Annotated in this window: 21 protein-coding genes and 1 pseudogene; 15 read left to right on the forward strand and 7 right to left on the reverse strand. The window is 48.2% G+C overall.

The window, feature by feature from the left end; genetic code table 11:
• Position 1 precedes the first annotated feature (1 nt).
• The 3 genes and pseudogenes from msrA to H8K32_RS15315 all read left to right on the forward strand — a co-directional run bounded on the left by msrA (position 2) and on the right by H8K32_RS15315 (position 1,680).
• Positions 2-499, forward strand: a complete 498-nt coding sequence (gene msrA, locus H8K32_RS15305) for a peptide-methionine (S)-S-oxide reductase MsrA (RefSeq protein ID WP_186913421.1) — start codon at positions 2-4, stop codon at positions 497-499.
• A 157-nt stretch (positions 500-656) separates the two neighbouring features.
• Positions 657-764, forward strand: a pseudogene (locus H8K32_RS15310) (transposase); the annotation flags it as partial.
• A gap of 346 nt (positions 765-1,110) precedes the next feature.
• Entirely contained in the window at positions 1,111-1,680 is a 570-nt protein-coding gene (locus tag H8K32_RS15315) for a DUF7482 domain-containing protein (RefSeq protein WP_186913423.1), read from the forward strand.
• Positions 1,681-1,720: 40 nt separating this feature from the next.
• Here the strand turns inward: H8K32_RS15315 and H8K32_RS15320 are convergent, their stop codons facing one another.
• Together H8K32_RS15320 and H8K32_RS15325 are read right to left on the reverse strand one after the other, a co-directional pair.
• Positions 1,721-4,108, reverse strand: coding sequence for a DNA polymerase II (locus tag H8K32_RS15320; protein WP_186913424.1), 2,388 nt, complete (start codon positions 4,106-4,108; stop codon positions 1,721-1,723).
• Between the two features lie 24 nt (positions 4,109-4,132).
• Positions 4,133-5,038, reverse strand: a complete 906-nt coding sequence (locus H8K32_RS15325; protein WP_186913425.1) for a LysR family transcriptional regulator ArgP — start codon at positions 5,036-5,038, stop codon at positions 4,133-4,135.
• A 73-nt stretch (positions 5,039-5,111) separates the two neighbouring features.
• On the opposite strand from H8K32_RS15325, the gene H8K32_RS15330 reads away from it, so the two are divergent.
• On the forward strand, positions 5,112-5,759 hold the full coding sequence (locus H8K32_RS15330) for a LysE/ArgO family amino acid transporter (protein WP_186913426.1): 648 nt from the start codon (positions 5,112-5,114) through the stop codon (positions 5,757-5,759).
• A gap of 55 nt (positions 5,760-5,814) precedes the next feature.
• Here H8K32_RS15330 and H8K32_RS15335 read toward each other — a convergent pair whose 3' ends face one another.
• Positions 5,815-6,417: a short chain dehydrogenase gene (locus H8K32_RS15335; protein ID WP_186913427.1), complete on the reverse strand. Its 603-nt coding sequence runs from the start codon at positions 6,415-6,417 to the stop codon at positions 5,815-5,817.
• A 110-nt stretch (positions 6,418-6,527) separates the two neighbouring features.
• Between H8K32_RS15335 and H8K32_RS15340 the strand changes: the two genes are divergently transcribed.
• A complete protein-coding gene (locus H8K32_RS15340) occupies positions 6,528-7,424 on the forward strand; it encodes a LysR family transcriptional regulator (protein ID WP_186913536.1) in 897 nt (298 codons plus the stop codon).
• 131 nt (positions 7,425-7,555) lie between these two features.
• Here H8K32_RS15340 and H8K32_RS15345 read toward each other — a convergent pair whose 3' ends face one another.
• Positions 7,556-8,155 (reverse strand): hypothetical protein, encoded by a 600-nt coding sequence (locus H8K32_RS15345; protein WP_186913428.1) that lies wholly within the window; start codon positions 8,153-8,155, stop codon positions 7,556-7,558.
• A gap of 537 nt (positions 8,156-8,692) precedes the next feature.
• Here H8K32_RS15345 and H8K32_RS15350 point away from each other — a divergent pair.
• Entirely contained in the window at positions 8,693-9,148 is a 456-nt protein-coding gene (locus H8K32_RS15350) for a ricin-type beta-trefoil lectin domain protein (RefSeq protein WP_186913429.1), read from the forward strand.
• Between the two features lie 131 nt (positions 9,149-9,279).
• Here the strand turns inward: H8K32_RS15350 and H8K32_RS15355 are convergent, their stop codons facing one another.
• Positions 9,280-10,170: a LysR family transcriptional regulator gene (locus H8K32_RS15355; protein ID WP_186913430.1), complete on the reverse strand. Its 891-nt coding sequence runs from the start codon at positions 10,168-10,170 to the stop codon at positions 9,280-9,282.
• A 140-nt stretch (positions 10,171-10,310) separates the two neighbouring features.
• Between H8K32_RS15355 and H8K32_RS15360 the strand changes: the two genes are divergently transcribed.
• From H8K32_RS15360 to H8K32_RS15370, 3 genes are all read left to right on the forward strand, one after another.
• The gene (locus H8K32_RS15360; protein ID WP_186913431.1) at positions 10,311-11,195 is read left to right on the forward strand and encodes an MBL fold metallo-hydrolase; all 885 of its coding nucleotides are present in this window, start codon (positions 10,311-10,313) and stop codon (positions 11,193-11,195) included.
• A 62-nt stretch (positions 11,196-11,257) separates the two neighbouring features.
• Entirely contained in the window at positions 11,258-11,959 is a 702-nt protein-coding gene (locus tag H8K32_RS15365) for a DsbA family protein (RefSeq protein ID WP_186913432.1), read from the forward strand.
• 82 nt (positions 11,960-12,041) lie between these two features.
• Complete coding sequence (locus H8K32_RS15370) at positions 12,042-12,434, forward strand: nuclear transport factor 2 family protein (RefSeq protein WP_186913433.1); 393 nt, start codon at positions 12,042-12,044, stop codon at positions 12,432-12,434.
• A gap of 25 nt (positions 12,435-12,459) precedes the next feature.
• On the opposite strand, the gene H8K32_RS15375 is transcribed toward H8K32_RS15370, so the two are convergent.
• Positions 12,460-12,939 carry a hotdog fold domain-containing protein gene (locus H8K32_RS15375; protein WP_222613142.1) on the reverse strand — a complete coding sequence of 160 codons (480 nt, stop codon included), beginning with the start codon at positions 12,937-12,939 and terminating at the stop codon, positions 12,460-12,462.
• A 122-nt stretch (positions 12,940-13,061) separates the two neighbouring features.
• Positions 13,062-13,946 carry a LysR family transcriptional regulator gene (locus tag H8K32_RS15380; protein WP_186913434.1) on the reverse strand — a complete coding sequence of 295 codons (885 nt, stop codon included), beginning with the start codon at positions 13,944-13,946 and terminating at the stop codon, positions 13,062-13,064.
• Positions 13,947-14,143: 197 nt separating this feature from the next.
• Between H8K32_RS15380 and H8K32_RS15385 the strand changes: the two genes are divergently transcribed.
• From H8K32_RS15385 to H8K32_RS15410, 6 genes are all read left to right on the forward strand, one after another.
• A complete protein-coding gene (locus H8K32_RS15385; protein ID WP_186913435.1) occupies positions 14,144-14,704 on the forward strand; it encodes an ester cyclase in 561 nt (186 codons plus the stop codon).
• Between the two features lie 95 nt (positions 14,705-14,799).
• Positions 14,800-15,276: a MoaF-related domain-containing protein gene (locus tag H8K32_RS15390; RefSeq protein ID WP_222613143.1), complete on the forward strand. Its 477-nt coding sequence runs from the start codon at positions 14,800-14,802 to the stop codon at positions 15,274-15,276.
• A 96-nt stretch (positions 15,277-15,372) separates the two neighbouring features.
• Positions 15,373-16,158: a 4,5-DOPA-extradiol-dioxygenase gene (ygiD, locus tag H8K32_RS15395; protein WP_186913437.1), complete on the forward strand. Its 786-nt coding sequence runs from the start codon at positions 15,373-15,375 to the stop codon at positions 16,156-16,158.
• Positions 16,159-16,192: 34 nt separating this feature from the next.
• Complete coding sequence (locus H8K32_RS15400; RefSeq protein WP_186913438.1) at positions 16,193-16,846, forward strand: CDGSH iron-sulfur domain-containing protein; 654 nt, start codon at positions 16,193-16,195, stop codon at positions 16,844-16,846.
• Between the two features lie 163 nt (positions 16,847-17,009).
• Positions 17,010-17,429 (forward strand): OsmC family protein, encoded by a 420-nt coding sequence (locus H8K32_RS15405; RefSeq protein ID WP_186913439.1) that lies wholly within the window; start codon positions 17,010-17,012, stop codon positions 17,427-17,429.
• Entirely contained in the window at positions 17,422-18,303 is an 882-nt protein-coding gene (locus tag H8K32_RS15410; RefSeq protein ID WP_186913440.1) for a pirin family protein, read from the forward strand. Before H8K32_RS15405 ends, H8K32_RS15410 begins: the two co-directional genes overlap by 8 nt.
• Positions 18,304-18,463: the final 160 nt, after the last annotated feature.

Genomic DNA, 18,463 nt, shown 5'->3' on the forward strand with positions numbered 1-18,463 from the left:
GATGACAACAGAAAGAGCCGTTCTGGCAGGTGGCTGCTTTTGGGGCATGCAGGATTTAATCCGTAAATTGCCCGGCATTCAAAGTACACGTGTTGGCTACACTGGAGGTGACGTGAAGAACGCCACCTATCGTAACCACGGCACCCATGCCGAAGGCATAGAAATTAACTTTGATCCCGCAGTGATTAGTTATCGGAAAATTCTGGAATTCTTTTTCCAGATTCACGATCCGACTACACCCATGCGTCAGGGCAATGACCGTGGTATGTCGTATCGTTCGGCCATTTATTACTCGAACGAAGCGCAACGCCTTGAAGCATTAAACACGATCGCTGATGTCAATGCCTCAGATCTTTGGCCTGGCAAAGTGGTTACAGAATTACAGCCGGTTGGCGATTTTTGGGACGCGGAACCAGAGCATCAGGATTATCTGGAAAAACATCCGAATGGCTATACTTGTCATTTTCCTCGTGCAAATTGGGTATTACCGCGCCGTTAAACCTCGTTAAATCCGATTCAAACAGACTTCCCGTTATCGAAGTCTGTTTGGACGCCTCTCAATTTGCCTCCGGTAAATTGCGTACCGCACGTGCCATGTCAGGCACATAAGCAAAATCATGTGTGTGGACTTCTCCTAGTTTAGTAGACATTTCGTAATGTCGAAACTAAGAAGGGGAAACAATCGTTACACAGCAGAATTTAAAGCAGAAGCCGTTAAGCAGGTCCTTGAGCGTGGGCATGGCGTTGCCTCAAAATCCAAGCGACCGCTGACCACACATAGCCGCCATTCGTGATAGAGCACAGTAAATTAAAAATAAAAAAATAGCAATTTTATTGGCGGTAAAATTCCTGTTGCTATTAGCGGACTCTATAGCTGAATCAGGCAACGCCCCACATATTTTAAGCCCAGAGGATGGCTTTCTTGAGGTGTCGATTGACGGCTTATTTGAAATGCAGTCAGAACGATAGAAAATATGATCACTGATCGACGGGGTAGTGAATTATTTTGATGTGAATGTAAGTTCTCGTGACATACTTTGACTAAGTTAAGAAAACATCAAGTTTGATCAACTTTTTAGAAACATGAACTTTTCACCAAGGAAAATTGACATGAACCGAGGTAAAACTAGTCGCCAGTTTGTCTCGCTGAGTTTCATCGTAGCATTGCTGAGTACTCTACTTATGAGCGGTTGTGCCAGCGTGTCTGCTTTCCATGGCGAGAATCAATTTCTGACGCTGCCATTGGTTCCAGGCTGGTTTGAGGGTAAGCGGGTTTGGTATCTCACGACCGATATCTCGGATGAATCGATGGCAAAGCAAGCAAACATTAATTTTGTAGCCAGACTGGCGAATGCATTGCCGCCAGATCCTCCCGTACCGGGAAAACCTTCTTCAGTTGATCGTATTTATAAGTTTATGAATTTTGATCAAGGTAGCGTCTTGCCTTCGATCCCGCAACCATTAGGTGGTGGAAACGGCAACGCGAATTACAGCCCGTTGTGGCAGTTGTATGCGGTTTATTGGATGCCTGATCAAACACCACACGAACTGCACTCAGAGCAAGAAGTCTTAGACGCGCAAGAGCAGAACCTTATTCAGATCAAGCCGCTTCGCATCATTGTTAATTGTCCAGTGGTGAAAGTGGAGAATTCGTTGCTACCGGGTACGCGATTGCCATAGTCTGTTGGCAAGTCGCTGGTAATGCAGATGTGTTTGTTTCTCAAAATAATTGTTGTTGACGGCTGATCAGCGCATCAAAACTATCATCCAGCAAAGGAAGAATCGCATCAGCAATCGGCTTGAGCTGGTTTGAAATATAGTGCTCATAATCGATTGCTGCTTGCCGGATCTCTAGCGGTTCTGGTCCGTTACGTGTGATGACATAACTGATCCAGCCACCGTTTTGATATTGCAACGGGCGCCCACGTTGCAGGTTGTATTCGTCAGCGATGCGGGCTGCGCGTACATGCGGTGGCACATTACGTTGGTAGTCGGCCAAAGGGCGGCGCAGGCGTTTGCGGTAGACCAGTGCGTGGTCGAATTCGCCGCGCAAGGTGCGTTGTACATAGTCACGTAAAAAATCTTTATATGGCTGTCGTCTGAAGATTTTTCCGTACAGCGTTTGCTGAAATTCTTGTGCCAGCGGAGTCCAGTCGGAACGGACGGTTTCTAAACCTTTATACACAATATCGTCGCCGCCGTCGGCGCGAATCGATAATCCTGCATAGCGCTTTTTACTGCCTTCTTCGGTACCTCGTATGGTAGGCATGAAGAAGCGACTGTAATGTCTTTCAAACTGAATTTCTAGGGCGCTCGTCAGCTTAAACTGCGATAGCAGATATTCTTTCCACCAATTGTTAATGTGCGTAACTAAGGTTTTTCCTATCTGTGTTGCATCGTCTTCGCTGCGAGCTTCTTTTAACCAGACAAAGGTCGAATCGGTATCGCCATAAATCACGACATAGCCTTGCTGCTCAATCAACTTGCGGGTCTGGTGCATAATTTGATGACCACGCATGGTGATAGACGAAGCGAGTCGTGGATCAAAGAAGCGGCAACCGATTGAACCCAGTACACCATAAAATGAATTCATGATGATCTTCAATGCCTGTGATAACGGTGCGTTACGTTCACGTTTGGCGACGTCACGTGCTTGCCAGATCTGAGTCACTATCGACGGCAAGCAATGCTTTTGTCTGGAAAAATGTGCACCGATAAAGCCTGGTACCGAGGCTTCGTCATCAGGATTGTTGACGCCTTCAATCAAGCCCACAGGATCAATCAAAAAACTGCGGATGATAGACGGATAAAGGCTTTTATAATCGAGCACCAGCACCGAGTTATACAAGCCCGGCTGCGAGTTCATCACAAAGCCGCCGGGGCTCGGTTCACCGTGGATGTCGCCAATATTCGGTGCGACATATCCCTGACGATGCATCAATGGTAGATAGCGATGCGTGAAGGCCGCTACCGAACCACCGCTACGATCTGCCGCTAAGCCAGTCACGGTTGCGCGTTCCATTAAAAACGAGATCAATTCGGTTTTAGCAAAAATCCGCGTCACCAGTTCGCAGTCTTTGAGGTTGTACTTGGCTAATGCAGGTTTGTCTTCATCAAAACGGCGCTGGATTTCATCCATGCGTTGATACGGATTGTCACTGGCCTTACCTTCGCCTAGTAACGTTTGTGAAACGAATTCCAGACTAAATGATGCAAAATTCCAGGTTGCAGATTTCAGTGCTTCGATACCATCAATGACCAGACGCCCGGCAATGCTGGCAAAGTAATGATCTTGTCGGTTGTGCTTGCGCCATTCCATCGCGCTGCCATCGCGCCCGAGTCGCAGAGGTATCCGGTATTGTTCTGCATGTTGCTGCAAAATGCGCAGGTCAAATTGCACCAGATTCCAGCCGATGATGGCATCAGGATCATGGCTCGCGATCCAGGTGATTAGTCTTTCCAGCAGGTCGGCGCGCGTGTCGCAATATTCAAGTGCAAAATCGATTTTTGCCGCTGCATCATCTTCGCCATTCGCAGGGCCCAGCATATAGACCTGCCGCTGACCGCAACCTTCTAAAGCAATCGAATACAAGTCGCCATGCACGCTGGTTTCGATATCGAGCGACACCAGTCGTAGTTGCGGGCGATAATCGGTGGCGGGCTTTAAGTCCCCACTTAACACCTCGCCGGGGTTGAGCACTTGATCGTGAAATAACACGGGCGCGGTGATAAAACGTTCCATCAGATAGCGGTCGGGCGGGAAAATATCTGCCTCATACACGTCCACGCCACCTTGCCGAAGACGACGTTCCAACGTACTCAAATGTCGGTATTGCTGGCAATATAATCCCAGCACAGGGCGCTGCTGAAAATCTTTCAGGGATAGTTCGCGCAGTTCCGCCTGCCTTCGTTCATGTTGAGTCTGGCTGTGAAGGATGAACTCTGTCCGTTCGCGTTGTTCGGCGGGGATAAACGCCACCGAAGGCTGATGCTGTAAGCGTAAGCGCCGTGGTCCCCGGTCGCTGGTCAGCCAAAATTCTATCTCTGTCCCCGCAGCAGTATCGCGCCAATGGCGTGTGAGAATAAATCCTGGTTGAAGCTCGGTCATGCGTCATTTCCGGTGGTGCTGGTGTTAAAGCTGTAAAAGCGTTGAACTTGCTGCGTTCGTCACGGCTCTGGTCAGACCATCGAGTAACGATGATGCAGAACGTGCTTGTTGCCAGTATAGCGGCACGTCTAAAGGTGTGTCAGGAACCAGTTCTACCAATGTGCCATTCCTTAAATGATCCTGGATCATCGCTTGCGGATGCAGACCCCAGCCCATACCAACGGCCGCAGCCGCAACAAAGGCATGGGCGGCTGGTAGTGTATGCCGTGGTAATTCAACGTGGCGATGGCAAAGCCTGCGCACCCAGCGCGTTTGTAGTTCGTCTTTGCTATTAAACACCAGGCTAGGTGCTTGCACCAAACTAGCAGCATTAACACCTTTACGAAAATAACGCTCGATAAACTCTGGGCTGGCAGCCGCCAGATAACGCATCGCGCCTAATGAGCGGCTATTGCAGCCCGATGCCGCTTGGGCGCTGCTCGTGACTGCCGCCAGCACGGTACCAGTGCGCAACCATTCCGCCGTATGGTCCTGGTCATCAACGGCCACATCCATCAACACTGGTGCGGTAGCAGCAAAAGCCGACATAGCAGGCGCAAACCACGTGGCAAGACTGTCAGCATTGACTGCGATAGGCAAAGGCACGCGGCTCGGCGCTTCTTGGTCGGAACTCATTACTGTTGGTACCGATTTTTGTAATTCATATTCCAGCAATCGAACCTGGTCCACATGCTGACATAGACGGCGTCCGGTTTCTGTTGCAATACAAGGCTGACCGCGGATGATCAACGCACCGCCGATAAATTCCTCCAATAATCGTATGCGTTGCGATACTGCTGAAGGCGTGACATGCAGTGTTCGTGCCGCCCGTTCAAAGCTTCCTTCGCGAACCACGGCAGACAACACAGCAAGTGAAGTATAGTCCAGCATAAGATTAGTTTTACTTAATTGGATGAAGAAAACGTAGTTTGACTTCATTTTAGGCTGGGTGCAAGCTGGCGGCATGACATATCTTATTTCTTCATTTTCTGGCATCGCGCCAGCATTTACCCAGGGGCTGCTGCTCAGTCTGGGACTGATTGTTGCTATTGGTGCGCAAAACGCCTTTGTTTTGCGCCAGGGTCTGCGGCGCGAATATGTTGCCAGTATCGTTTTGTTTTGTGCAATGGCAGATGCGCTGTTGATCGCTGCCGGGGTGTTTGGGATGGCGCAAGCCTTGGGTGAGCGCCCTATGATCACCAAAGCACTGTCTCTGGCTGGCGCTGCATTTTTGGCGACCTATGGCTGGCAAGCTTTACGCCGGGCGCAGCAATCGCATCAGTTACGTCCCGCTGAGTCAGGTGCGCAAGGCAAGCTGGCAGCAGTCATTCTGCAAGCTGCCGGATTTACTTTGCTCAATCCTCATGTCTATCTGGATACGGTGTTATTGCTTGGGAGTATCGGCGCCCAGCAAGCCCCCGCGCTGCGCCCTTGGTTTGTCACCGGCGCATGTTGCGCGAGCCTGTTATGGTTCAGCATGCTGGGGTTTGGCGCCCGCTGGTTAGCGCCCTGGTTCGCTCGTCCTAAAGCCTGGCAGATTCTGGACGGATTAATCGGTGTGACGATGTGGTTGCTGGCGATTTTATTATTACGGCATACTTTCTTTGTATGAAGCGCTTGTTTCGATTTCCTGGCCTGGTAAGGTGGGTGTGACCCGCCACATTTGCTTACCAAACCTGATAAATTTGCCCGGTTTGCGCACCTTCCACGCTGCGACTGTAGGCCAAAGCGACCCGGCGAGCAGGCACTGGTTCGAATCCGCGAAAGAAGTCGCCATACACATCCATCGATTCTTCGAGTACGTTTGGACTTACCACATTGATGCGCAGACCACGCTTGAGTTCAATGGCAGCACCGCGCACAAAACCTTCTACGCCTGCGTTAGCAAGGCTGGCTCCACTGCCGCCCACAATGGGCTCTTGTGTGAGAATGCCACTGGTTAATGTGATCGAACCACCGTCATTGAGCATTTCTTGTGCCACCAACGTGACATTGACTTGTCCCATGAGTTTGCTGTGTATGCCTAGGTAATATTTCTCAGGACTAAACTCAGCGAGTGGTGCGAAATGCACCGCACCAGCCGCTACGACCACAGCATCCACTTTGCCGGTTTTTTCAAACAACGCACGTACCTGAGATAGATCGCTGATGTCGGCTTGATACTCTCCGCTATGAGTGCCAACGCCAATGATTTCATGGCGCTTACTTAATTCTGCGGCGATGGACTTTCCGATGGTGCCATTAGCACCGATAAGAATAATTTTTTTCATGCTGGGACTCCTGTGTGTGATAACGATGAATGAGCGTTCAGTATGCACCCGGTTCGGACAGGAATAAATGAGCTAGAATGAAGATCATTACTAACCAGGAGTTAGCAATCATGGATAAGCTACGCAGTATGGAAATATTTGTCGCAGTAGTTGATGCTGGTAGTTTTTCGGCGGCGGCTAAGGCATTTGAGATTTCGCCAGTGATGGTCGGCAAACATATCAACCAGTTGGAAGAGTTGCTTGGGGCACGTCTTTTAACACGTACTACACGGCGTCAAAGTCTGACTGAAATCGGTGCGCAATATGCCGAGCAATGCCGCGCCATTCTGACGCAAATTCAAACAGCCGAGCGCGGAGCTGAAGCAATGCGTACCAGCCCACGTGGGCGGCTAAAAATCACGGCGCCAGTTTCGTTTGGCAGCGAATGGTTGGGGCCAGCGATGACTGATTATCTTAGCCAATATCAAGAGGTTTCGCTGGATCTGTCGCTCAATGACAGACTGGTGGATATCGTCGAAGAGGGTTACGATGCGGCGATCCGGATTGGTAAGCTGGAAGACTCCGGTTTGGTGGCGCGGGATTTGTTTCCTTATGCGATGGTCATCTGCGCTTCGCCCGCCTATTTGAAGCGTTTCGGAAAGCCACGCACACCAGATGAGTTGGTTGATCATGAATGTCTGGAATTTATGGATTGGCCACACAACGTGCGTTGGCGCTTAAAAGGCCGTACGGATGCTCATTTGGTACCACCAGCACGCTTTCGCTCGAACAATGGTCAGGCACTTCGCATGGCGGCTTTGCACGGCTTCGGCATTGTGATGCAGGCAGAGGTGTTGCTGGCGCAGGATATTGCGGCCAAACGCTTGGTACCTATCCTGAAAGATTATGTTCCCGCTGCGCGGCCTATGCATTTGGTCTATCCACGTGATCGTCAGGCGACACCTAAGATGACCAGCTTTATTGATTTTATTTTGGAGCGCTTTGGTCCGGCGAAACGTTTGCCGTAGATTTGTTTTGCTTAACCAACGCATGTCTCTGTCTCTGAGCATGTTGTCGGGCAGTATCGGGACTAAAACAGACCCGCGCCTGCTCTTTGTCGTTCAATCAAAATTCATTTTATCGATACCGGTGGAATTACTCACCACTTGCAACCACTATCTGACACAGCGCCTTTCATCAGAAAAGGAATTTTCAATAAATTCTGAAATTTCACGCCGCCCAATTGGGGCGTGTAATCTTTATCGCACTTAGGACGCGCTGCTTTTTCTATTGACCGGCTTACCGTATCAGAAGTGACTGTCTCTCGCTTTGATTCTCGCTGTGCTTCTTTTTCTCTATATTCAAATGGATGTGTGCGGACGGCTTCTTTTAGTGTTTCCAGATCCAGGATTTCCGCTTGCTGCACTGTCGGCATGGTTTGTGAAGAAGAGGATGTTTCTGAGATTTTTGTAGCCGTTTCTGACGACGTTTTGGTGTGCGTTGGAAGTAACTTTTTTTCCGGATGAATACGCTGCTGAGACACCGTAGTGGTGTGCTGCTGTGGAGGCGCTGTTGAAATGATTTGTAAGATCAATGGCTGCAATGAGGGGCGATGTATTTCACCTTGCAATCTGAGCTGTGGCGAGACGAGTAAATACCAGGCAATGACCTGGATGCTGACCGAAATCAGAACGCCGGTAGCGATACGTCCGTTCGTCGTTCTTTGTTGATACCTCGTAGATAGCAAATGGACAGTCATCGATAGTGTCGAAATTTTTTCAATGGAGTAGGGTCGGTACTATCGCCAAATCTCGTGATGGCAAACGCTGCGCAGTTTGCACCCATCTTAGCAATTTGTGCTGTAATCAAAATATTGCCATATTAGACATAGTTAAGGGTAAAAGCTGCTATTTTCTTCTATCTTTCTTATATTTATGTGCTATATTTCTAACTTGTAACGTTATATGTAATTTTGTAACGTTGCATTTCGCTGTCCAATCGGGCTAAGTTTGGTGCGTTTTACCTTGTTTTATCCAAGGTCAGAAATATCTCAGGGTGAAACAAAAGTAGTTTGTCCGCATCTCAATAGTCTTCGTTGGTGATTGGTCTTATTCCAGGCAATTACATTTATGTCGCTGTCACCAATTTTTTCCTGTGCGAATAAAAGGTGATTTGTCATAATTTTTTCTACATGTCTTGGTTATCTTTTGTTAATAAAAGTTCCCTTAGATTCTGTAATTCTGTAATTCTGTATCTGATGGTCTTAATGCATGTTATTTCAGGAAGGATGAAAACGATGAAAAAGCTAGTAACAACGATCGCATTTATTTTTGTCACCCTCTTCGCGATTGGCGCTCCGTCGATGGCAAGTGCCGGGCAAATTCGCGGTATCGCAGGTAAGTGCCTTGATGTGGCACAAAATCGGGTCTACGATGGTGCGAAAGTGCAAATATGGGAATGCAATGGCACTTCAGCGCAGAATTGGGTTTACTACCAGAGCACCGGTGAAATCCGCGGACCTGGTGGTAAGTGTTTAGATGTAGACAATGCAGGTACTGCGGATGGCACACGTATCCAATTGTATGAATGCAATGGAACCGATGCCCAACGCTGGTTCTATGCCAACGGTGAACTGCGCGGTATTGCAGGCAAATGTCTGGACGTGGATAACGCTGATACGAACGATGGCACGCGCGTGCAATTGTGGGAATGTAATCGAACTAATGCGCAAAGTTGGGTTTTAGTGCGATAAGAATCTTTAGACCCACATTCAGCCGCGTTGTTGATGTGGGTCGCTTCATTTTTGGTATCGGTTTTTAGATTTTAAAAGTTGGGAGAAGATCATACTTTCCTCGCGCGGGAAGACACGATATTTGTTCACGATCAAACTTTCGATGCCCCAAACCACTGCGTCAAAAAATCCAACATGCTACGCATAATCAAAGCTTGATTCTGGCGTGACATATATACGCCATGAATTCCTAAGGTGATCGGCTTATCCTTCGGCACTAAAGCGACGAGTTGACCGCTGGCGATGTAGGGTGCAGCAGACATCACTGGCTGCATGGCAATACCAGCGCCTTCCAGCGTCGCTCTCAATATCACGACAGAATCATTGGCACTGAAATTGCCACTCACGGGCACGCTGAGTGGTTCGCCTGCGCGCTCAAAATTCCATAAATTTTTGCCGAAGTAAGAATACGTCAGGCAATTGTGCACCGCGAGGTCTTCAGCATTTTTAGGGATGCCATGCTCCTTTAGATACGCAGGTGATGCGCAGATCACTGAAGGGCAATCACCAAGTCGCCGCGCGATCAAGCCTGGATCAAGCTGATTGGTGATGCGTATTGCCAGATCAATGCGATCCTCGACCAAATTGACAGTGCGGTTATCAACGCGCAGCTCGACAGCGGTGCGTGGGTATTGCCTTAAATAAGCCGCAATGGCTGCGGAGAGCGAATCTTGCGCGAGCGCTTGCGAACAGGCAATGCGCAAGATGCCGCGTGGTTCATCTTTTTCGGTATTCGAGACGGCTGACATTTGTTCTGCCAGTGCCAGCATGTCGCGACAACGTACCAGCGTTGCTTCACCAGCGGAGGTCAGATTAATGCGCCGCGTCGTGCGATGAAAGAGTCGAGTACCTGACCAATTCTCCATCTCAGCCAGATAGCGCGTCACCATTGCACGTGACATATCGAGCAATTCGGCAGCGCTACTCAAACTACCGCGTTCAGCAATAGTGACAAACACTTGCGCAGCAATGATGCGGTCCATATTGAAAATTCCTGTTTATTTGATCGATTTACGCAATAATTCATTTCATTTTAGGCTGTTTATAAAACAATTGGAAGCAATTATGATTCAGTCCTCAACACCTGCTTCTCCCGTTTTTAATAACTACTAAGAGGAATTTTATGACTATTCGTAAGCTCACTACTGCACTGTCCGCCATCAGCTTAAGCGTTGCCGCAATGACTGCGCACGCTGCTCAACCTTTGCAGTTGCAGGTATATAACCCTGGCGAAAAAGCGATATTCCCGGTTTCGTCGGTGATCGTTAGCGGCGCACATGATGCGATTCTGATCGATGCGCAATTTCAGCGTAATGATGCCGAGCAACTGGTGCAGCAGATTAAACAAAGCGGTAAAAAACTCAGTACCGTGTATGTCAGCCACAGCGATCCTGACTATTACTTCGGTCTGGATGTAATTCAGGCAGCATTCCCTGATACAAAGATCGTTGCGACACCGCAAACCGTTGCCGCGATCAAGGCCAATATGGAAGGTAAAAAAGCATATTGGGGCCCGATTTTGAAAGACAATGCGCCGCAAAAATTGGTACTGCCACAAGTATTGAAAGCAGACCACCTGAACCTCGAAGGTAAAACCATAGCGATTAAAGGTCTTAAAGGCCCTAGCCCTGACCGTAGTTATCTGTGGATTCCTTCTCTGAAAACGGTGGCTGGAGGAGTTGTTGTCGGTAATGGTATCCATGTCTGGATGGCTGATACACAAACAGTAGAATCACGCAATGAATGGCAAGCAACGTTGGCAGAAATCGCAGCGTTGAAACCAGCGACGGTTGTTCCGGGTCATTTTTTGGGCGCTGCTCCAGCAGGCTTAGCTGCAGTGACCTATACCAGTGACTATGTCAAAGCGTTTGAGGAAGAAGCGGCAAAAGCAAAAGACTCAACAGCATTGGTTGAAGCCATGAAAGCACGCTACCCACAAGCGGGTTTGCCCGCGTCACTGGATATCAGTGCCAAGGTCATCAAAGGCGACATGAAGTGGCCTCAGTAATTTAAGTGCGGTCAGATAGCAATGCGTAATACGTTCGCCGAAATAACAAAAAAGGAAAAAGAATGACTCAGCTACACTATATTTTCGATCCGGTATGCGGTTGGTGTTACGGTGCCGCGCCACTTATTTCGGCGGCACGTACTATCCCCGGCCTGAAGCTGGTGTTTCATGCCGGGGGGATGATGACCGGTATGAATCGTCGCCCGGTGACAACGCAATTACGTAATTACATTGTTGCCAGCGATGAACGCATTGCGCAATTGACTGGTCAGGTTTTTGGTAAAGATTATCTTGATGGTTTACTGCGCGATAGCAGCGTCGTATTGAATTCTGCACCACCAAGTACAGCTATTCTGGCGGCAGAGCAATTAGCTGGTCGTGGTCTGGATATGCTCAAGCAGCTTCAAATTGCGCATTACGTTCACGGTCTGCGTATCGCTGAAATCGAGGTTCTGCAAAACATCGCAAATGAGATGTGCTTAGATGTGACTGCATTTATCGCAGCATATGTGCGGTTGGATGGTCTCGAAACACAACTGCATTTTTCTGACAGCAGAGAAATGCTGGCGCGTGTAGGTGGGCAAGGATTTCCTACCCTGGCATTGGAATATGCAGACGCGACGTTCGAGCGTATCGACCTGGGTAAATGGCTTGGGAACGTCGAACAATGGACAGACTATTTGCGTCACATCACAGGCAGTAAAGGCGATGAGGAATCATCTATCAATGAGCTTGCTTGTAACATTGATGGCTGTTCTATATAAAGATCGATGAGTTTTAACTTTGACTTCAGTTGATACATCCACTGAAGTCAAAGCTGACATAAAAAATAGAACAGGCGTAACCATGAGTTCTCATCTCGAAGTTCTGAAAGCCACCTACGAAGGTGTGTCCGGCGACAACATAACCCGACTCCTCTCAGTGTTAGCACCAAATGCTGAATGGACTGAAGCAGCAGGGTTTCCGTATGCCGGAACATATGTTGGGTCAGACGCCATTATCGCCAACGTCTTTCAGCGATTGGCGACTGAATGGATAGATTACCGCGCCGAAGCCAGACAATACCTGGAACATGGAAATCAAATCGCCGTCTTTGGCGTCTATTCAGGTACCTATAAAGCGACGGGTAAAGCGATGACGGCGTCCTTTGCACATCTTTATACTTTTGCAGACGGTAAGATTTTACGCATGGTGCAATACGTAGATAGTCACATGGTGCAACAAGCATTGGTGAAATAAGCTACGTAGAAACGTAGCTAAGTATTCAGGAAACGGTCTTTTTCGCAGATACCCACATCGTGATGATGGCCTGAAATACCAGATCGTTCATGTCGTCCAACACATCTACTCTGACTTTATACTCGCCAGCCTCCGACCAATCATTTGTTTTCACAGGCGTAGCGATGGCGACCAGATCGCTGCTGGCTTTTTTAAGGTATTCGACGGTCATTCCCTTTGGAATCCAACGATGGGTTGCTGGCACTGTCACCTCTGTCATGGTTCCACCAGCTAATTCCGCCATGTTGCACATTGCGATAGCATGTACTGTTCCAATATGGTTGAGTACGGCGCGACGTTTGTTGATTCGTACTTTGCAGTGCTCTGGTCTTAGTTCCACGAACTGTGGACTAATGCTGCTGAAATACGGCGCTTTGAAACACAACATCTTTGCGAAGAGCCATTTGCCACCCAATGTAGAAGCACAGCGCTGCCATAACTTTAACGTATTCATTGTCTTGCTCATTTTCTTTCCTGGATTATAAATAAATTTCTTTTGGATATTCTGGTAGTTAAGTGAAGTAGGACGGGGTCACCCGCCAAGTCTCTGTCAACGCAATCACTATGCGGGTTGCACAAATCCAGGTTTTATAAACTGCCGACTGGAAAAACATCGAGTGCTGTTTGAATAAACGCATGTACATTGGGTGACGTGTATCGATGGCCCGGGTACACAAAATGAAATGCGACCGCAGCTTCTAATTTCCATTCAGGTAAAACAGGTACCAATTGTCCGTTTTCAATGGCGTCGATGGTAACAAAGCTAGGAAGCCATCCTATTCCCACGCCGTTCATTGCCAGTGATTTTGCGGTCTCTACGTCGTTAGCGAAGACGCGGCAATTGAGCGGTATTTCTACTTTTAATTTATCTTTGGTCAGTTTTAGTTTTTCTATTCCCTTTTGGCCGATAAAAGTGGCGTTCAGCAAATCTTGTGGACGCGTGATTTTTTCCAATTGCTTCAAATAAGCAGGTGCAGCCAACAGACAATTATGTAAATCAAAAAAGTGTCTGGCAATCATGGTTGAATCTTTGAGCACGCCGACCCGAATTGCTAAGTCAATACCCTCTTGTAGCAAATCTATTTTTTGATTAGTGATCACCAGATCCGAAGTGACATCTGGGTATTTATCCAGAAAAGCACTGGTAATGACGGGTAGTACCGTGTGCCCTATGTCGACAGGTGTGGTGATTTTTAGTACGCCGGATGGCTTTGCTTGTAATGACTGCAATACTGCCTCACCCATTTCCACTTCCCGGACGGCATTCGCACAATGCTGAAAAAATTGCTTGCCAGCTTCAGTGACATGAAGTTGGCGCGTCGTTCTTTGGATCAGGCTGACTTTGAGCCGTTTTTCCAGAGCGGCTAGTTTAGCGCTGACAGTGGTTTTCGGCATACCCATTAATCTTGCCGCCTTGGAAATACTGCCAACTTCTACAATTTTGACGAAGACGGTGATGGAATCGAAATCCATATCATTGTCCATATTTCTGCGCAGTAATTCCCAACTTTACCATCTACCGAAAAATTTAACAAACTTTTACAATGCCGCACTTTCAATTTGTGTTGCCTCAAATCGAATCGATACAAAAAAATATCAAAGGCATTTTTGTACACACAAAATGTGTCAATTTGCTTATTAATTCCAATTACCCCTACAGGAATTTTGAAATGAAAAAATCTATCCCATCATTGTTATTGTCCCTCGCTGCTTTGGCCGTCAGCGCGACCGCTTCCGCACAATCTGCCGCTGATATTGAATCCATGAAACGTCAGTTGGCTGAAATTAAAAATACCAAGCAACACGAAAAAGTGAACTTGGAAAATTTTGACGACTTGGATTTCAATGTCTATACGGGTCAAAAATGGGATCAGCTTAGCAAGAGCCATGCTAAAGACATCGTTGTGCATTATCCAGACGGTCACACCACAAAAGGCATTCCAGCACACATCGAAGAACTGAAACCAATGTTTATTTTTGCGCCAAATACCAGCATCCATGAGCACCCGATCCGTATTGCATCGGGTGAGTGGACTGCGGTACAAGGCGTGGTGGAGGGCACATTTTCACAGCCTATGCCTATCGGTGAAGGTAAAACAATCCCTGCAACGGGTAAATCTTTCAAACTCACCATGGTCACGATTGGTCACTGGAACGGCAGCGTCATGGATGAAGAATGGTTGATGTGGGATAACCAGGCTTTGTTGAAGCAAATCGGTTTGGCGCAATAAAGTTGGTAAAAAGCGAAATCTAAGCTGCCTCAAAGTAAGGGCTCATAGCGGGCTTTTTTAGCCCGCTATGTAGAAAACGAATTTGTTATAGAAAAATGATGATTGCTAACGTATCGAACACATTGAAGAAAATTACTGCTGCAATCGCCTTAATGACAGTTGCAGTTGCAACAACAGCACAAACCAAAAGTGCATCCAGCAACGTAGAAAAAAATAATCAGCAAAAAGTGAATACCATGAACAACATCAGCTATCGCGGTAAGGTTTATCTGGTGCGTCTCGACAATGGCGTTGTTTTCCGCAACACCTACAGCGCCGACGGTACAAAGATGCGCTATGAAGTGCTGGAAGGCATGCCCGTCAGTACCGAAGAAGTTACTTTAATGGCGACAGAAGTAAGCCAAGGTCTTCATTTTGTGAGCTGGGTTGAAAAGTCTGGTACGACCGTAAGCCACGTGCTGGACTTGAACACGAACACACTCAAAGCATTCTGGACCTGGCAAGACGCCAATGGCCGTCACAGTGAATTGCACATTGGCACTATAGAGTTGGCACCTGCCACAGCCAAATAAAGAAAACTAGACTACACTCATTGAGAACAGCCTGATAAAACTCGAGCTCTGAGTTTTATCAGGCTTTTATAGTATTGATGACCTGAGAAAGCATTGATGACAACGCAAAATCATGACATAGCGATGATGCCAGCAGCATTTATTGGGCATGGCTCGCCAATGAACGCATTAGAGAATAACCAGTTTACGCAGGCTTGGGCGGGCTTCGCTCAGCGCATACCAAAACCGAAAGCGATACTCGTCATTTCTGCACATTGGTATATTGACCATATTGCGGTTACTGCAATGCCGCAGCCGAAGACGATTCACGACTTTTATGGTTTTCCACCAGCAATCTCGGAGATGTTGTATCCGGCACCGGGAAATCCGCTACTTGCGCAGAGGGTAGCAGAATTACTCAGTCCGATGGATGTCAGACTCGATCAGAATACCTGGGGCCTTGATCATGGCGCATGGTCGGTCTTAGCTCCTATGTTTCCTGAAGCAGATGTTCCTGTTATTCAACTTTCTATCAATGCTCGTTTGTCGTTTGATGAACATGTGCAACTTGGCGCAAAGTTAGCACCACTGCGAAACGAAGGTGTATTGATACTTGCCAGCGGCAATGTTGTTCATAATCTGAGGCTGATGCAGCGCGGATCTTATCCGTGGGCACAGGAATTTGATGATGAAGCCCGTAACCTGATAGTGCAGAGACCTCAGGACATAGCACAATTGCTCAATCAACCGGCCTATAAACTGGCGGTGCCGACACCGGACCACTTTATTCCTTTACTCTACATCGCAGGTCTGGCGGCAGCCTCAGGGGAAAAGCCAGAAGTCTTTATCGATGGTATCGCCATGGGGTCCATCTCCATGACCAGCTTTGCACTGGGTAAATGATCAGACACAACCGCTTAATTTCAGGGAGCAGAACATGAGCATAGAAACCGTCGTTGGCCGTGAGGCTACTATCCATTTTGATGCCAGCAAATGCATCCATTCGCGCAACTGCGTGTTGTCGCATCCGGATGTGTTTGTGCCAAACGTGCAGGGCGAATGGATACATCCCGATGCCCAGCCTGTCGAAGAGTTAATGCATCTAGGTAAAAGTTGCCCATCAGGCGCTATCCGCGTGGTACGCAATGCCGCTGGTGCAGGTGTTGGGGCCAATAGTGATGGCGCTCCGTTGGTTAACACAGTGCGCGTGCGAGAAAATGGTCCATTGGCAATCGAGGCAGAATTGCAAATTCGCGGTACACCGCAAACCTCACCACGTGCGACTTTGTGCCGTTGTGGCCAGTCTAAAAATAAGCCGTTTTGCGATGGTGCACATGCAGTTGCTGGCTTTGTTGCATCGGGCGAACCAGTCACTGTGCAGTTTGAAGCGTTGGCAGTACGTAACGGTACTTTGAATGTGCAACCGCTTCCAAATGGCCCATTGATGGTAAAAGGAAATTTGGAAGTGGTCAGTGGCACAGGGCGTACGTGCAATAAAGTGTCCGAAACCTATCTGTGCCGCTGCGGACACTCTAAAAACAAACCGTACTGCGATGGTAGTCATAACTCGGCAGGTTTTATCGCTGAGTAGTCTGTCGTCTTTGTGTTCTGCTAAGCGGTTTTGGTACGTACGCTGTTGAAAAATTCACAAACAGATATCATATTGCAATGAAGCATTTTTATGAGCTAATTAGTCACGAAGTGCATATCAGAACAAATCAGAACAAATCGCAAAACTAAACAAGGAACAGGCCATGACGATAGAAGCAAAATTACACCGCGCGAATGGCGCATTGACCACGCTGTCCAACGGCCGTCATGTCTGGAATGCGGACGTGGATGAATCTCTCGGTTCGCACGATCTGGCTCCTGATCCGCACGATTTATTGGATTCTTCACTGGCTGCTTGCACGACGCTGACCCTGGAGTTGTATATCCGTCGTCGTCAAATGGCAGTCACAGATCTGCGCGTGACGGTGGATCATGTGGAAGATAAAGATGAAAGCGGCACCGTGCGTTATCAAATGCAGCGCCGGATTTTTATTGAGGGTGATCTGCCGGAAGCTGATCGTCAACGCTTGTTAGAAATCGCTAATAAATGCCCGATACATAAACTACTCAGTGGACAAATTTCGATCCAGTCTGAGATGGTGGATGGAAGCCAACATGGCTGATTTGCTTCAGATCCAGGGGCACGTTACTGAGTTAGCGCCAGGGCTGACCGTGCGCCGCGTGTTACCAGCGGCGGTGAAGCGATCAGTGGGGCCGTTTGTGTTTTTTGATCATATGCGTCCAGTGGATCTCGCACCGGAAACCGATAGCGATGTCGGTGCGCACCCGCATATCGGCCTGGCGACGGTGACCTATTTGTTCGAAGGTAGCTTTGTTCATCGCGACAGTATCGGTAGCGTGCAATTGATTACACCGGGTGACATCAATTGGATGATCGCTGGCAAAGGTGTGGTGCATAGCGAGCGTGTGACTGATGACGAGCGCGGCAAGGCACGTCGTATGCATGGGCTGCAATTGTGGGTCGCATTGCCACCAGCCTTAGAACAAGTAGAACCATCGTTTCAGCATGCGGCCGCAGCAGATATCCCAGAATACAAAGCACTCAGCGGTGCGGTGGTCAGAGTATTGCTTGGTGAAGCATTCGGTCATACGAGCCCTGTTAAAACCAGTTCACCTACGCTTTATCTGGATGTGAAGCTGCCACCCGATGGCACATGGAATCTACCTGCATTGGCATCAGAAATGGCGCTATATAGTCCAGAGCATGCGCTAGTGGTGAATGGCGAAACCATCCCGGCGCAGCACATGGTGGTGTTGCCACCAGATGCTGCGACCAGTATTTGTGCAGGTGAAGATGGTGCGCGCTTTGTCGTTGTTGGTGGTGCACCGTTGGAACAACCAGTGCGTATGTGGTGGAACTTTGTTTCTGTTGATCGTGACCACATTGCTGCCGCAGCTAAACGTTGGGAAGCGAACGAATTTACCATGATCGCCGGAGAGACTGAACGCATTCCGGCACCGAAGTGGCGGGAGTAATGAAGAACCGACCACGCCTGTACTGCGCCTGTTGACATACTCAACCGATTCAAAACCGAAAGCCTCAGTCGTAGGCTTTCGATTTCATTTTCTCTCTTTTGAATACATTTCTTCTTCAAGAAGCCAACAAGCTCAGACCATGACGGCGACAGTCAATCGT

Origin of the sequence: Cognatundibacterium jejuense, assembly GCF_014284255.1 — a bacterium.
GTDB lineage: Bacteria > Pseudomonadota > Gammaproteobacteria > Burkholderiales > Burkholderiaceae_D > Undibacterium > Undibacterium jejuense.